The organism is Mesorhizobium sp. B2-5-11, assembly GCF_006440835.1.
Taxonomy (GTDB): Bacteria; Pseudomonadota; Alphaproteobacteria; order Rhizobiales; family Rhizobiaceae; genus Mesorhizobium.
In genome coordinates this window covers 1,347,153-1,360,755 of record NZ_VFUK01000001.1, presented here as the reverse complement: position 1 = coordinate 1,360,755, position 13,603 = coordinate 1,347,153, and the positions used below count along the sequence as shown (strand labels likewise).

Genomic DNA, 13,603 nt, shown 5'->3' with positions numbered 1-13,603 from the left:
CTCGCTCACTCGACTTCGAAGATCGCTTCGATTTCCACCGCGGCATTAAGCGGCAGCGAAGCCGTGCCGACGGCGGAACGGGCATGCTTGCCGCGCTCGCCGAGCGCCGCCACCAGGAAATCGGAGGCGCCGTTTGCGACCAGATGCTGCTCGAGGAAATCCGGCGCCGAGGCGACGAAGACGGTGATCTTGACCAGCCGGCGTATCTTCTCGAGATCGCCAAGTGCCGCCTTGGCCTGCGCCAGAATGTTGATCGCGCAGTATTTTGCCGCTTCCTTGCCGGTTGCTGTGTCGACGTCCAGGCCAAGCAGTCCGCTCGCCTGCAGCTTGCCGTCCTTGAGCGGCAACTGTCCGGCGGTGAAAAGCAGGTTTCCGGTCCTGCAATAGGGCACGTAGTTGGCGGCAGGCGCCGCGGCCGCGGGAATGGTGACCCCGAGGTCGCTTAGCCGCTTTTCGATTGTTTCACTCATTGCTTTTCCCTATTGCTGGAAGGTGCCGCGCCGGCCGGGCCGAAATTGCTATTTTTGCCTCGCTTCCGCCACGACTTTTTTTAAGCTGGACCATCTTTCCCTGCGGCCTGCCATCAGCCGCGATGATCGGAGCCTCTCATGCGCGCAACGCGCCTTGTATTCCATGCCGTCCTGTTGTCGGCGGTCTTTTCGATAGGTCCCGCTTTCGCCGTGCCGGCGCTGCAGGCGCATCGCGCCGTTTACGACCTTACGCTCAAGAAGGCGGACGACCGCTCCGGGATCACCGGCATTACCGGCCGCATGGTCTATGAATTCAACGGCTCGGCCTGCGAAGGCTATACGGTGAAATTCCGCTTTGTCACCCAGATTGCCACCAGCGACAACACCAAGCTGACCGACCAGCAGACGACGACGTTCGAAGACGCCGAAGGCAAGACCTTCTCGTTCGTGACCAAATCCTTCGTCGACCAGAACCTCGACAAGGAGGTCAAGGGTGTCGCCACGAAAGAAACGCAAGGGCTAAAGGTCGACATCGACAAGCCCGAGAAGAGCAGCCTGGAACTTGCCGCCACCCAGTTTCCGACCCAGCATCTGGTCGAATTGATAGACAAGGCCGAGAAAGGTGAAAACTTCTATCAAACCAATCTGTTCGACGGCTCCGAGGACGCCAACAAGGTGATGTCCACCACCGTCGTCGTCGGCAAGAGGACCGATGCCGACAAGGCCGATCCGGAAGCACCGGCGCTGGCCAAGCTTGCCACCGACAAATACTGGCCGGTCGACATCGCCTATTTCGACGACAGTGCCAAGAACGGAGAAGAAACGCCGGAATACCGGATCAGCTTCAAGCTGCACGAGAACGGCATCACCCGCGATCTAACCATGGACTATGGCGATTTCTCCATGACCGGCAAGCTGGTCAATCTGTCGCTGTTCGACCAGACGAAGGCCTGCCCGACGAAATAAGCTCCGATTTGCCTCGACGCAGCGCCGTCGTGTCCACGGCTTGACGGCGCCGAGGCGGCTTCTCATCTTCTCGAGGCCGCCGGCCGCTTCATCTTCTGTGCGAATCCCTTCTATCATCGCTCGTCGCGGGCACCTGTCGGCGAAAGAAGGAATGCGGCGAGCCTCATGGCGGTCTATGTCGACGCGGCGATCTGGAAATGGGTTGGCCATCGCTGGTGCCATCTGATGGCCGACGACACCGATGAACTGCATCGTTTCGCCACGCAACTCGGTATCAAGCGCTCATCCTACCAGGGGCCGCCGAAGACATCGGCGCCGCATTATGACATAACCGGTTTCGAGCGCGACCGCGCGGTGCGGCTCGGCGCCATCGAGTGCAGCCGCGAGGAGATCGTCGCGATCTTCCGGCGGGTGAGGGTGCCAAAGGGTAAGATAAAGCGTTGAGGGCACGCGCGGATCGCCGCAGGCGCACCGCAATGCGTCGTTGCGCTTGCGTTTGGAGCACTTCCCCTCTATATGCGCGCTCATTCCACACACGGACTTTGGTGTCTGCCCGGGAGAAATCCGGCTGAAACCTCCGGTGGCGTCGAGGACTTCGTCCGAAAATGCCTGTGTCCGTGGAGGCTAACCGGAAAGGAAAATGAGAATGGCTCTGCCTGATTTCAGCATGCGCCAGCTTTTGGAAGCTGGCATTCACTTCGGCCACCAGACCCACCGCTGGAACCCGAAGATGGCGCCCTATATCTACGGCGCCCGCAACAACATCCACATCATCGACCTCAGCCAAACGGTGCCGTTGCTGCACCAGGCGCTGAAGCAGGTTTCCGACACCGTCGCCAAGGGCGGCCGCGTGCTGTTCGTCGGCACCAAGCGCCAGGCGTCCGACATCGTCGCCGATGCCGCGCAGCGTTCGGCCCAGTACTATGTCAACTCGCGTTGGCTGGGCGGCATGCTGACCAACTGGAAGACGATCTCGAACTCGATCCAGCGCCTGCGCAAGCTCGACGAGATGCTGGCCGGCGAGGCGCAAGGGTTGACCAAGAAGGAGCGTCTCAATCTCGACCGCGAGCGCGAGAAGCTCGACAAGGCTCTCGGCGGCATCAAGGACATGGGCTCGACGCCCGACCTGATGTTCGTGATCGACACCAACAAGGAAGCGATCGCCATCCTCGAGGCCAAGCGCCTTGGCATTCCGGTCGTCGCCATCATCGATTCGAACTGCGATCCGGACAAGATCGACTTCCCGATCCCCGGCAATGACGACGCCGCGCGCGCCATCCAGCTCTATTGCGACCTCATCGCGAAGGCTGCCATCGACGGCATCGCCCGCCAGCAGGGCGCGCTGGGTGTCGACATCGGCGCTTCGGTGGAAGCTCCGGTCGAGCCGGTGCTCGGCGAAACTCCGGCGGCGGAAACTCCGGAAGCGTGATAGCGAGGGCCGGTCACGGCCTTCATCTTTCTAATATTTTGACGCGTTAAACGGACGCACCGTCGAGATTCGATGGTGCGTCGGCGCATTTGAACAAAGAGGCGACAATGAGCATTTCGGCTGCACAGGTCAAAGAACTCCGCGACTTGACCGGCGCGGGCATGATGGACTGCAAGGCGGCGTTGAACGAGACCAACGGCAACATGGAAGAAGCCGTCGACTGGCTGCGCAAGAAGGGTATCTCCAAGGCCGACAAGAAGGCAGGCCGCACCGCGGCCGAGGGCCTGATCGGCGTCGATTCCGGCGTGCGCGAGGCCGCGGTCGTCGAGGTCAATTCCGAGACCGACTTCGTCGCCCGCAACGCCGCCTTCCAGGAGATCGTCGCCAACGTCGCCAAGGTGGCACTGGCCTATGGCACGAGCGAGGCCGTGGCTGCCGCGAAGTACCCGGGTTCGGACAAGTCGGTCACCGACACCATCAAGGACGCCGTCGGTACCATCGGCGAGAACATGGGCTTCCGCCGTTCGGCCAAGCTCACCGTTCCGCACGGCGCCGTCGCGACCTATGTTCACAACGCGGTTGCCGACGGCCTTGGCAAGCTGGGCGTCCTGGTCGCTATCGAGACCACGGGCAACGAGCACGCGGCCAATGCATTCGCCCGCCAGGTCGCCATGCATGTCGCCGCCACCAACCCGATGGCGCTGACCACCGAGGAACTCGATCCCGCGGCAGTCGAGCGCGAGAAGGCGATCTTCGCCGACCAGGCGCGCCAGTCCGGCAAGCCGGAGGCGATCATCGAGAAGATGGTCGAGGGTCGGCTGCGCAAGTTCTACGAGGAAGTCGTGCTTCTGAAGCAGGCCTTCGTGCTCAATCCCGACATTACCGTCGAGAAGGCGCTGAAGGATGCCGAGAAGGAGATCGGCGCTCCGGCCAAGATCTCGGCCTATCTGCGTTTCGCGCTCGGCGAAGGCATCGAGAAGGAAGCGACCGATTTCGCGGCGGAAGTCGCGGCGGCGGTCAAGAAATAGCCCGAAGAACAAGTAAGGCTAAACGGCTCAGGCAACTCGGCCGGGTGTCCGCATGGATGCCCGGCCGATTTCTTGTGCGGCGTCGATGAAGGCCCTCAGCTTCGGCGCCATCGAAGCCCGGCGCGGAAAGTAAAGGAAAAGGCCGGGCTCCTCGATTGCCGTCTTTGGCAGGACCTGGACGAGGCGTCCTGCGGCAAGATCGGCGCGTACAAGCGGCTCGAACACATAGGCGAGCCCGACCCCTGCAAGCGCAAGATCGATCGCCGCCAGCGAATCGGTCACGACGGCCGTGCCACGCGTCTCGACGACGACCTCCTTGCCATTGTCGTTCAGATCCCAGCGATAGAACGCGCCGGAGCGGAGAAGCCTGTAGCCTATGCAATTATGGTTCGCGAGGTCGGCCACGTCGCAGGGACGGCCGTGCCTTCCGATATAGTCCGGCGAGGCGACGAGCACGGCCTTGAAGGGCTGCGTCAGCCGTATGGCGGTCATGTCCTGCGCGATCATCTCGCCCAGCCTAATGCCGGCGTCAAAACCTTCCCCGACGATATCGACCAGGGCTTGATCGGCGAAAACCTCGACCGTCACATCCGGATAGCGATCGGCCATGGCTGCGATCACAGGCGTCACCGCCAAAGGGATCGCGATGTTGGAGGCATTGATCCTGAGCAGGCCAGAGGGCCGCCCCTTGACGCCGCGGATGCGGTCCATCCGCTCCGCGATGTCCTGGAGGGCAGGGCCCGTTGTCTCCACCAGTGCCTTGCCGGCTTCGGTCAGCGAGACGCTGCGCGTCGTGCGTGCAAACAGCGGCTGGCCGATGCGCTCTTCCACCAGCCGCACAGCATGGCTGACCGCCGACGGGCTCATGCCGAGCTCGGCCGCGGCAAGCGCGAAGCCGCCCCGTCGCGCCACGGCAACGATGACGGGCAGGTGGGTAAGCAGGTCCCGGTCCATTCATGAATGATATCGCATAGTCTTTGCGAACAATGCAATCTTATCGATGGCGGCCCGTTGACCCACATTGTCCTCGACACAGCGGGCGGGCTGATTTCCTGGAGACGAGACATGAACGCTTTGAAACACGTTCCCTTCGCCGCAGGATTGGCGCTGGCGCCGATCGATGCCGGTGGCGCCGAACCGGCCAGATGGCAGGTGCTTGCCGACGAGCGCGCGGTCATCCGCATCGCCGATGCCATCGACCGCGCCGTCGATGCACAGGACTGGAAACTTGCCCGCAGCTATTTCGCGGATCGGGTTACCGCAGATTTCAGCAGCCTGTCCGGACAGCCGGCGGCCAACATTGCCTCCGACGACCTGATCGGCGCCTGGGCCGGCAACCTCAAGGGCAGCAAGACCAGCCTGCATCTGCGCACCAATCACCAGGTCGTTCTCGAAGCGGACACGGCGACCGTCCTGTCGAACGGCTATGCCTGGAACCGGATGGAAGGCGATGGCGACCCGCTTTGGGAAGTCTGGGGCACATATGAGCACCACCTGACCCGCTCCGGCGCGGGTTGGAAGGTCGACGGCTTCACCTTCCGCGTGACCCATGAGCGCGGCAATCCCTGGGTCAAGACGACACCCGGCCAATAACCCAACATCAAACTCGATCGGAGAATATCATGACCATGAACTACTACACGCTTGGCAATAGCGGCTTGCGCGTCAGCCGGTTGGCGCTGGGCACCATGACCTTCGGCACCGAATTGGGCTGGGGCACTGATAGGGATACAGCCCGCGCAATCTTCGACGAATATGTCGAGGCGGGCGGCAATTTCTTCGACACGGCCGATCTCTATACCGGCGGCACCGCCGAGACCTGGCTCGGCGAATTCGTCGCCGAGCGCGGATTGCGCGACAAGGCGGTGATCGCCACTAAATTCACCTTCAATTCAGAACCGGGCAATCCGAACGCCGGCGGCAATGGCCGCAAGAACATAATGCGCGCCGTGGACGCCTCTCTGAAGCGGCTCGGAACCGACTATATCGACCTCTATCTCATGCATGTGTGGGACAGGCTGACGCCGGCCGAGGAGGTGCTGCGCACGCTGGACGACCTGGTGCGCGCGGGCAAGGTGCGCCACGTCGGCCTTTCCGATGTGCCGGCCTGGTATGCGGGGCGGGCGCAGGCGATCGCAGAATTGCGCTGCTATGAGCCGATCTCGGCCCTGCAGCTCGAATATTCGCTGGCCGAACGCTCGATCGAGCATGAGTTCGTGCCTTTCGCCACGCATCATGGCGCCGGCGTCATGGTTTGGAGCCCGCTGGCCAGCGGCTTGCTCAGCGGCAAATATCGCCCGACGCAAGCCGGCAATGCCGGCCGGCTCGACGGTTTCCGCAACACCACGCATCCGAGCTTCCGGAAATTCAGCGACCGCAATTGGGCGATCGTGGCCGAGCTCGAAAAGGTGGCCGCCGAACTCGGCCGCAGCATGGCCCAGGTGGCACTCAACTGGGTGGCGACGCAGCCCGGCGTCGCAACCGTCATCCTGGGCGCGACCAAGCTCGCGCAACTGCAGGACAACCTCGCGGCGCTGGATTTTTCGATTGCCCCCGAACTCCGCAAGCGGCTGGATTCGGTGAGCAGCATGCCGGCGCCGTTCCCGCATTCCTATTTCGGGCCCGAGATCCAGGTCAGGGTGGCCGGCGGTGTCGTGACCGGCGACAAGCCCTCCGGCTATTCGCCGCAGGTTCTGGTGGAAGGCGAGGCGGTCAGCATCAGCAGCAACTGATCGAAAAAGCCTGGGATTTTGCGCAAGGGCGCGGCGTGACATCGCCGCGCCCTTCGTGTATCGGGTCGAACCATCATGCCAGCGCCGCCAGGCGAAGCGGGGCAGTTTCGCCTCCTGATTTGCCGCGCCGAGATTTTCGAGGACCAGATGACGGTGAAGCCCCTCTACCGACGTGTCTTGCTGAAAGCGTCTGGTGAAGCGTTGATGGGCGAACAGCATTTCGGCATCGACGTCTCGGTCGTCGACCGCATCGCCGGCGACATCGCCGAAGCCCGCGCGCTCGGCATCGAGGTTGGCGTCGTCATCGGCGGCGGCAATATCTTTCGCGGTGTGGCGGTTGCCTCCAAGGGTGGCGACCGCGTCACCGGCGACCATATGGGTATGCTCGCCACCGTCATCAATTCGCTAGCGCTGCGCACCTCGCTGAACAAGATCGGCGTCGATGCGGTGGTTCTTTCCGCGATCGCCATGCCTGAGCTTTGCGAGAGCTTTTCGCAGCGCCAGGCAACCGCCTACATGAACCAGGGCAAGGTGGTGATCTTTGCCGGCGGCACCGGCAATCCGTTCTTCACCACTGATTCGGCCGCGGCACTTCGCGCCGCTGAAATCGGCGCCGACGCGCTGTTCAAGGGCACACAGGTCGACGGCGTCTATTCTGCCGACCCGAAGAAGGACCCGAACGCGACGCGTTTCGAGCGCATCAGCCATGCCGAAGTGATAAATCGCGGCCTTTCCATCATGGATACGGCAGCGATTGCACTTGCGCGCGAAAACAACATTCCGATAATCGTCTATTCGATCCACGAAAAAGGTGGTTTCGGCGATATTCTAAGGGGCGGCGGCCGCTGCACGGTCGTCGCGGACGATTGATCCGGGGCCTGATCGCGGAAAAGGCGAAAACCGGTTTCGAAATCAGGCTCGAACACGGGGCCTTGCCCCGAAAGCAGTGAACCCGCGTCAGACGGGTCGAGGAGACTAAGATGAGTGGTGAGTACGACGATCTCAAGCGGCGCATGGATGGGGCAATCGCCGCGTTCAAGCATGACCTGGCTTCGCTGCGGACCGGTCGCGCTTCCAGCAACCTGCTCGACGCTATCCAGGTGCAGGCCTATGGCACCAGCATGCCGATCAACCAGGTGGCCAATGTCACGGTGCCTGAGCCGCGCATGATTTCGGTGTCGGTCTGGGACAAGTCGATGGTGGGCGCGGTCGATCGCGCCATTCGCGAATCCAATCTGGGCTTCAATCCTATCGTGGACGGCACCAATCTCAGGATTCCGCTTCCGGAACTCAACGAGCAGCGCCGTAAGGAACTCGTCAAGATCTCGCATGGCTACGCCGAGAACGCCCGTGTCGCAGCGCGCCATGTGCGCCGCGACGGCATGGACTTCCTGAAGAAGGCGGAGAAGGACGGCGTCATCAGCGAGGACGATCAGCGCAAGCGCTCCGACCAGGTCCAGAAGCTTACCGACGAAACGATCAGCACCATCGACCACCTGCTTTCCGACAAGGAAGCTGAAATCATGCAGGTTTAGGGTCTGGCCGGCGGCTGGCCCGAAAGCGAGATCATGGCAACGCCCGCGCATGTCGCGATCATCATGGATGGAAACGGACGCTGGGCCAAGGCGCGCGGCATGCCGCGGCTCGCCGGCCATCGCGCGGGCGTAGAAGCACTGCGCAAGACGGTGCGCGCCGCGCCCGATCTCGGCATTTCCTACCTGACTGTCTATGCCTTCTCTTCGGAAAATTGGTCGCGGCCGAAATCCGAAGTCAGCGACCTGATGGGTCTGTTGAAGCTGTTCATCCGCCGCGATCTCGCCGAACTGCACCGCAGCGGCGTGCGCGTGAGGATCATCGGTGACAGGGCTGGGCTGCAGCCGGATATCGGGCTCCTGCTGGAAGAAGCCGAAGCGCTGACCTCGGCCAACGAGGCGCTGACGCTGATCATCGCCTTCAACTACGGCGGACGCGACGAGATCGTGCGCACGGCGCGCAAGCTTGCCTCGGCCGTCGCGCGCGGCGAGCTCGACAGCGAGGCGATCACCGCCGAATCCTTTGCCGGCTGCCTCGACACACAAGGCATTCCCGATCCCGAACTGGTCATACGCACCAGCGGTGAGCTTCGCCTTTCCAATTTTCTTCTGTGGCAGGCTGCCTATAGCGAGCTTGTTTTCCTGCCCTGCTATTGGCCCGATTTCAGCCGAGAGCATCTCGCCGAGGCCTTGCGCGAGTTCGCCGGGCGCGAACGCCGTTTTGGCGGGCTGGATCCGCAAGATGTCGCTTCGCGGCCGGCCGCGGGATGAGCAACCTTCAGCTTCGCGTTCTTTCGGCGGTCGTGCTTGCCATCGCGACGCTTGGCCTGACCTGGTTCGGCGGCCTGCCGTTCCGGCTGCTTTCAGCCGCGATTTCGGCGGTGATCTTCTACGAATGGACGCGCATGTCCCGCCCCTCCGGGACGACCGGGCTGGGTTTTTTGCCGGAAGCGCTGCTGCTGGTGTTCCTCGGCGCCATGATCGCCGGCCTGCCAGCCTTGTGGTTGCTGCTGTTGGTGGCTGCACTGGTCGCCGTCACGGCCATTGCCGCCCAACTGCGCGGGGCCGGGCAGTGGGATGCGTCCGGCCTTGCCTATGCAGCCGTCTCGGGTCTTTCCCTTGCGCTTCTGCGTGACGGCGACCATTCCGGCCTCGTCGCCATCCTGTTCCTGTTCGCGGTGGTCTGGGCGACCGATATCTTTGCCTATTTCGTCGGCCGGGCCGTCGGTGGCCCGCGGCTGGCGCCGTCCATCTCTCCCGGCAAGACACGGAGTGGCGCGCTCGGCGGCGCCGTGGGCGGGGTCGTTGCGGGGCTCATCCTGGCCGCCGCCGCCGGTGCGGGCAACCTGCCAATGCTCGGTCTCGTCGCGCTCGCGCTTTCAATCGTCTCCCAGGCTGGCGACCTCCTGGAATCCTGGATCAAGCGCCGCCACGGCCGCAAGGATTCGGGCGCGCTCATTCCGGGCCATGGCGGCGTCATGGACCGTGTCGACGGGCTTGTCGCGGCGGCTTTCGCCCTATACGTCATCGGCTGGATTTCGGCGGGCGCCGATCAGCCGGCACAGGGGCTGTTTCCCATTTGAACGGCATCGTTCCACGATCGATGCGGGCGCGCCTTGGATTCGCCTGGATTGATGTCACAGTCGCGGCGCAACGGTGTCGCGGAAGAACTGAGGATTTGAGTTGAACGAGATTCTTCACGCGATCTTCGGCATGGAAGGCTTCCTTCTCGGCACGCTCGTGCCCTTCCTGTTCGTGCTGACCGTGGTCGTGTTCGTCCACGAGATGGGCCACTATCTCGTTGGCCGCTGGTGCGGCATCGGCGTCAGGGCCTTTTCGATCGGTTTCGGCCCGGAACTCTTCGGCTTCAACGACAGGCACGGCACGCGCTGGAAGCTCTGCGCCATACCGCTTGGCGGCTATGTCAAATTCGTCGGCGACATGAACGCCACCTCCAGCCAGCCGTCGACGGAAGAGATCGAAACGCTGACCGACGAGGAACGCAAGGTCGCCTTTCACACCCAGCCGATCTGGAAGCGGGCGGCGACGGTGGTGGCCGGGCCGCTGTTCAATTTCCTGCTGACGATCGTCGTCTTTTCGGTGCTGTTTTCAGCCTATGGCCGCTATGTCGCGGAACCCATGGTGGCCGAGGTGACCGCCGGCAGTCCGGCGGCGAAAGCCGGCATCCTGCCCGGCGACCGCTTCGTCAGCGTCGACGGCAGCAAGATCGAAACCTTCGGTGACGTCCAACGCCTGGTTTCGGGCCGGGCCGGCGACAGCATCACCTTCGTCATGCTGCGCGACGGCAAGGAAGTGACCGTGACGGCCACGCCGCAGCTGATGGAGCAGCAGGACGCGCTTGGCAACAAGGTCAAGGTGGCCGTGATCGGCGTCGTCAACAACCAGGAACTCGGCCAGCCCAGGCTGATCACCTACAGCCCCGCCGGCGCGTTGGCCGCGGCGGTGGAGGAAACCGGGCACGTCATCCAGCGCACCGGCCAGTTCCTGCAGCGTTTCGTCGTCGGGCGCGAGGACAAGTGCCAGCTCGGCGGCCCGGTGAAGATCGCGGACATGGCCGGCAAGGCGGCGAAGCTCGGCTTCGAATGGCTCGTGCAGCTCGTTGCGCTGCTGTCCGTGGGCATCGGCATCCTCAATCTTTTGCCGATTCCCCCCCTCGACGGCGGCCATCTCCTGTTCTACGGCGTGGAGGCCGTCATCCGCCGGCCGGTGTCGGAACGGATGATGGAAATGGCCTATCGGGCCGGTCTGCTTCTGGTTTTGGGCTTCATGGGTTTCGTATTCTGGAACGATCTGTTTGGATGCTGAAATCATGAAGAAATTTGGCTTCGGGATGGTCGATGTTGAGACGCCGTTTACCATGCACGGGGATATGAGTGACGCGAAAGCCACGCACCAGGGTTAAGTAAATACAAATTAACCAGAAGCCTTGCGTGTAGGGAAAATCCGGTTAATACGGTACGAGAAATTACCGCACGTCCGGTTTTCTCGCCGTGGGGACTACGAGAAAAGGTTATTAAGCCCGATGAAGGCAGCATCCAAGTTTTTGAGCGCCGCTTCCGCGGCAGCCCTGTCCGCGGCTTTGGTCGTGCCAGGTGCGCTCGCAGTGCAGTTCGTTGCCATATCGGCGGCCGAAGCCGCTGTCGTCAGCAGGGTGGAGGTGAGCGGCAACCAACGTGTCGACGCCGATACCATCCGCAATTACATCACCATCAAGCCGGGCAAATCCTTCTCCAGCTCCGACATCGACAGCGCGGTCAAGGCGCTCTTCGGAACCGGGTTGTTCTCGGATGTGCAGATCAATCAGGTCGGTTCGACGTTGGTGGTCAAGGTTTCCGAGTACCAGGTCGTCAACCAGGTGCTGTTCCAGGGCAACAAGAAGCTCAAGGACAACGCGCTTGCGGCTGCCGTGCAGTTGAAGCCGCGCGGCACGTTCTCGCAGGCGGCGCTCGACGCCGATGTAGAGTCGGTCAAGGCCGCCTACAGGCGTATCGGCCGTGACGATGCCGCCGTGACCACCGAGGTCATGCAGCTCGGCGACAACCGCGTGAACGTGGTCTTCCATGTCAATGAAGGTGATCGCACGCAGATCGCGGCGATCAATTTCGTCGGCAACAGCGCTTATTCGAGCCGCCGCCTGTCAGATGTGATCACGACCAAGCGCTCGTCCTGGGTTTCGTTCATCCTGCGCGACGACGTCTATGACGACGACAAGCTGCGCGCCGACCAGGAGCTGCTGCGGCGCTTCTACTACAATCACGGCTATGCCGACTTCCAGGTCGTGTCCGCTGTCGGCGAACTCGACAACGCGACCAACAAGTACACGGTCACCATAACCGTCCAGGAAGGCGAGCGTTATACGTTCGGCGACATCAGCGTCGAAAGCACGATTCCGGAAGTCGACTCGAAGGCGCTGGAATCGGTGGTCGAGACCCACAAGGGCGACGTCTACAACGCCAAGAACGTCGAGGACACCATCATTGCCCTGACTGAGAAGGTGGCCGGCTCCGGCTACGCCTTCGCGCAGGTCACGCCGCGTGGCGACCGCAATTTCGAGAATCATACGATTTCGGTGGTCTACACCATCGACCAGGGCACCAAGGCCTATGTCGAGCGCATCGAGATCCGCGGCAATGACCGCACGCGCGACTATGTCATCCGCCGCGAGTTCGACGTCAGCGAAGGCGATGCGTTCAACCAAGTGCTGATCCAGCGCGCGAAGAAGCGGCTGGAAGATCTCAATTACTTTGACAAAGTCGAGGTTTCGACGGTGCCCGGTTCGGCGCCGGACCAGGTCGTGCTGGTGGTCGACGTGGTCGAAAAGTCGACCGGTGAATTCTCTGTCGGCGCCGGCTATTCGACCGGTGGCGACACCGCCGGTCCGTCCGTCGAAGGATCGATCACAGAGCGCAACTTCCTCGGCCGCGGCCAGTTCATCAAGGTGTCGGCGGGTGGCGGCAAGAACTCGCGCGATTACAGCCTTTCGTTCACCGAGCCCTATTTCCTCGGGCGCCGTATCGCCGCCGGCTTCGACATCTACAAGCGGACCAGGGAATACGACGACTACGACAGCGATACTGTGGGCGCGACGGTGCGCTTCGGCCTGCCGATCACAGACAGCATCTCGACCCAGCTGGCCTACAATATCTCCCGGGAGAAGTATGAGGTAGACGACGGTTGCGATGCCACCGATGTAGATCCCAGCGGCACCTGCGACATTTCCAGAGCCGTGTTGGATGGCATCGAGCAAAGCCCTTGGATCAAGTCGTCGGTCAGTCTGGGACTGGTTTATAACACCATCGACGACATGAAGAACCCGCATGAGGGTATCTATGCCACCTCCACGGTTGAAGTGGCCGGCCTCGGTGGCGACGCCAAGTTCGTGAAGGTCACCGGACGCGGCAGCGTCTATCAGACGCTGTCCGAGCAGTTCGATCTTGTCGGCCTCATTTCGGGCGGCGCCGGCCATGTCGAAGGCTACGGCGGCGACGGCGATCTGCGCATCTTCGATCACTTCCAGAGCACCGATCGCATGATCCGCGGTTTCGCTTATGGCGGCATCGGCCCAGTCGACAGCGACGGTGCGGGTGACCACCTTGGCGGCACCACTTATTTCAACGCGTCGGCAGAGGCTCAATTCCCGCTGCCGGTCGTTCCAGAAAGCTTCGGTCTGCGCGGCGCGGTCTTTGCAGACGCGGCAACACTCTATGGCAGCAAGGTTGCCAATGATTTGGTTGACCAATCATCCGTGGGCATGAAATGGCGCGCCTCGGTCGGTGTCGGCCTGATGTGGGCTTCGCCGTTCGGTCCGATCCGTATCGACTATGCGATCCCGGTCAAGAAGGAAGCGAGGGACGACGTGCAGGAATTCAACTTCGGCATATCGACCCGCTTCTGACCGGCGGATGACGATGCTCCCGGGTCGTTG

Annotated in this window: 14 protein-coding genes; 12 read left to right on the top strand and 2 right to left on the bottom strand. The window is 62.4% G+C overall.

Annotated features, from left to right (window positions below; translation table 11 throughout):
* Nucleotides 1-5 precede the first annotated feature (5 nt).
* The gene (locus tag FJ490_RS06955) at nt 6-470 is read right to left on the bottom strand and encodes a RidA family protein (RefSeq protein WP_140515352.1); all 465 of its coding nucleotides are present in this window, start codon (nt 468-470) and stop codon (nt 6-8) included.
* A gap of 138 nt (nt 471-608) precedes the next feature.
* Between FJ490_RS06955 and FJ490_RS06950 the strand changes: the two genes are divergently transcribed.
* The 4 genes from FJ490_RS06950 to tsf all read left to right on the top strand — a co-directional run bounded on the left by FJ490_RS06950 (nt 609) and on the right by tsf (nt 3,893).
* Nucleotides 609-1,436 carry a cell envelope integrity EipB family protein gene (locus tag FJ490_RS06950; protein ID WP_140557709.1) on the top strand — a complete coding sequence of 276 codons (828 nt, stop codon included), beginning with the start codon at nt 609-611 and terminating at the stop codon, nt 1,434-1,436.
* Between the two features lie 165 nt (nt 1,437-1,601).
* Entirely contained in the window at nt 1,602-1,880 is a 279-nt protein-coding gene (locus FJ490_RS06945; protein ID WP_140584613.1) for a DUF4031 domain-containing protein, read from the top strand.
* 202 nt (nt 1,881-2,082) lie between these two features.
* Entirely contained in the window at nt 2,083-2,865 is a 783-nt protein-coding gene (rpsB, locus tag FJ490_RS06940) for a 30S ribosomal protein S2 (protein ID WP_140498708.1), read from the top strand.
* Between the two features lie 107 nt (nt 2,866-2,972).
* Entirely contained in the window at nt 2,973-3,893 is a 921-nt protein-coding gene (gene tsf, locus FJ490_RS06935; RefSeq protein WP_140498706.1) for a translation elongation factor Ts, read from the top strand.
* A 27-nt stretch (nt 3,894-3,920) separates the two neighbouring features.
* On the opposite strand, the gene FJ490_RS06930 is transcribed toward tsf, so the two are convergent.
* Nucleotides 3,921-4,847 (bottom strand): LysR family transcriptional regulator, encoded by a 927-nt coding sequence (locus FJ490_RS06930; RefSeq protein WP_140498704.1) that lies wholly within the window; start codon nt 4,845-4,847, stop codon nt 3,921-3,923.
* Nucleotides 4,848-4,958: 111 nt separating this feature from the next.
* On the opposite strand from FJ490_RS06930, the gene FJ490_RS06925 reads away from it, so the two are divergent.
* The 8 genes from FJ490_RS06925 to bamA all read left to right on the top strand — a co-directional run bounded on the left by FJ490_RS06925 (nt 4,959) and on the right by bamA (nt 13,573).
* The gene (locus tag FJ490_RS06925; RefSeq protein WP_140729165.1) at nt 4,959-5,486 is read left to right on the top strand and encodes a nuclear transport factor 2 family protein; all 528 of its coding nucleotides are present in this window, start codon (nt 4,959-4,961) and stop codon (nt 5,484-5,486) included.
* A 29-nt stretch (nt 5,487-5,515) separates the two neighbouring features.
* A complete protein-coding gene (locus FJ490_RS06920) occupies nt 5,516-6,625 on the top strand; it encodes an aldo/keto reductase (protein ID WP_140498700.1) in 1,110 nt (369 codons plus the stop codon).
* A 147-nt stretch (nt 6,626-6,772) separates the two neighbouring features.
* Complete coding sequence (pyrH, locus tag FJ490_RS06915; protein WP_140498986.1) at nt 6,773-7,495, top strand: UMP kinase; 723 nt, start codon at nt 6,773-6,775, stop codon at nt 7,493-7,495.
* Between the two features lie 110 nt (nt 7,496-7,605).
* A complete protein-coding gene (frr, locus tag FJ490_RS06910; protein WP_140498698.1) occupies nt 7,606-8,160 on the top strand; it encodes a ribosome recycling factor in 555 nt (184 codons plus the stop codon).
* Between the two features lie 33 nt (nt 8,161-8,193).
* Nucleotides 8,194-8,928 carry an isoprenyl transferase gene (locus tag FJ490_RS06905; protein ID WP_140729164.1) on the top strand — a complete coding sequence of 245 codons (735 nt, stop codon included), beginning with the start codon at nt 8,194-8,196 and terminating at the stop codon, nt 8,926-8,928.
* A complete protein-coding gene (locus tag FJ490_RS06900) occupies nt 8,925-9,740 on the top strand; it encodes a phosphatidate cytidylyltransferase (protein WP_140729163.1) in 816 nt (271 codons plus the stop codon). The genes FJ490_RS06905 and FJ490_RS06900 overlap by 4 nt, the downstream gene beginning before the upstream one ends.
* 100 nt (nt 9,741-9,840) lie before the next feature.
* Nucleotides 9,841-10,983, top strand: coding sequence for an RIP metalloprotease RseP (gene rseP / locus FJ490_RS06895; protein ID WP_140498692.1), 1,143 nt, complete (start codon nt 9,841-9,843; stop codon nt 10,981-10,983).
* A 217-nt stretch (nt 10,984-11,200) separates the two neighbouring features.
* Nucleotides 11,201-13,573 (top strand): outer membrane protein assembly factor BamA, encoded by a 2,373-nt coding sequence (gene bamA, locus FJ490_RS06890; protein WP_140729162.1) that lies wholly within the window; start codon nt 11,201-11,203, stop codon nt 13,571-13,573.
* Nucleotides 13,574-13,603 lie beyond the last annotated feature (30 nt).

Excerpts from the sequence above, each read along its gene's own strand:
- FJ490_RS06955 (WP_140515352.1), bottom strand. The coding sequence starts at position 470 with ATGAGTGAAACAATCGAAAAGCGGCTAAGCGACCTCGGGGTCACCATT.
- FJ490_RS06950 (WP_140557709.1), top strand. The coding sequence starts at position 609 with ATGCGCGCAACGCGCCTTGTATTCCATGCCGTCCTGTTGTCGGCGGTC.
- FJ490_RS06945 (WP_140584613.1), top strand. The coding sequence starts at position 1,602 with ATGGCGGTCTATGTCGACGCGGCGATCTGGAAATGGGTTGGCCATCGC.
- rpsB (WP_140498708.1), top strand. The coding sequence starts at position 2,083 with ATGGCTCTGCCTGATTTCAGCATGCGCCAGCTTTTGGAAGCTGGCATT.
- tsf (WP_140498706.1), top strand. The coding sequence starts at position 2,973 with ATGAGCATTTCGGCTGCACAGGTCAAAGAACTCCGCGACTTGACCGGC.
- FJ490_RS06930 (WP_140498704.1), bottom strand. The coding sequence starts at position 4,847 with ATGGACCGGGACCTGCTTACCCACCTGCCCGTCATCGTTGCCGTGGCG.
- FJ490_RS06925 (WP_140729165.1), top strand. The coding sequence starts at position 4,959 with ATGAACGCTTTGAAACACGTTCCCTTCGCCGCAGGATTGGCGCTGGCG.
- FJ490_RS06920 (WP_140498700.1), top strand. The coding sequence starts at position 5,516 with ATGACCATGAACTACTACACGCTTGGCAATAGCGGCTTGCGCGTCAGC.
- pyrH (WP_140498986.1), top strand. The coding sequence starts at position 6,773 with ATGACGGTGAAGCCCCTCTACCGACGTGTCTTGCTGAAAGCGTCTGGT.
- frr (WP_140498698.1), top strand. The coding sequence starts at position 7,606 with ATGAGTGGTGAGTACGACGATCTCAAGCGGCGCATGGATGGGGCAATC.
- FJ490_RS06905 (WP_140729164.1), top strand. The coding sequence starts at position 8,194 with ATGGCAACGCCCGCGCATGTCGCGATCATCATGGATGGAAACGGACGC.
- FJ490_RS06900 (WP_140729163.1), top strand. The coding sequence starts at position 8,925 with ATGAGCAACCTTCAGCTTCGCGTTCTTTCGGCGGTCGTGCTTGCCATC.
- bamA (WP_140729162.1), top strand. The coding sequence starts at position 11,201 with ATGAAGGCAGCATCCAAGTTTTTGAGCGCCGCTTCCGCGGCAGCCCTG.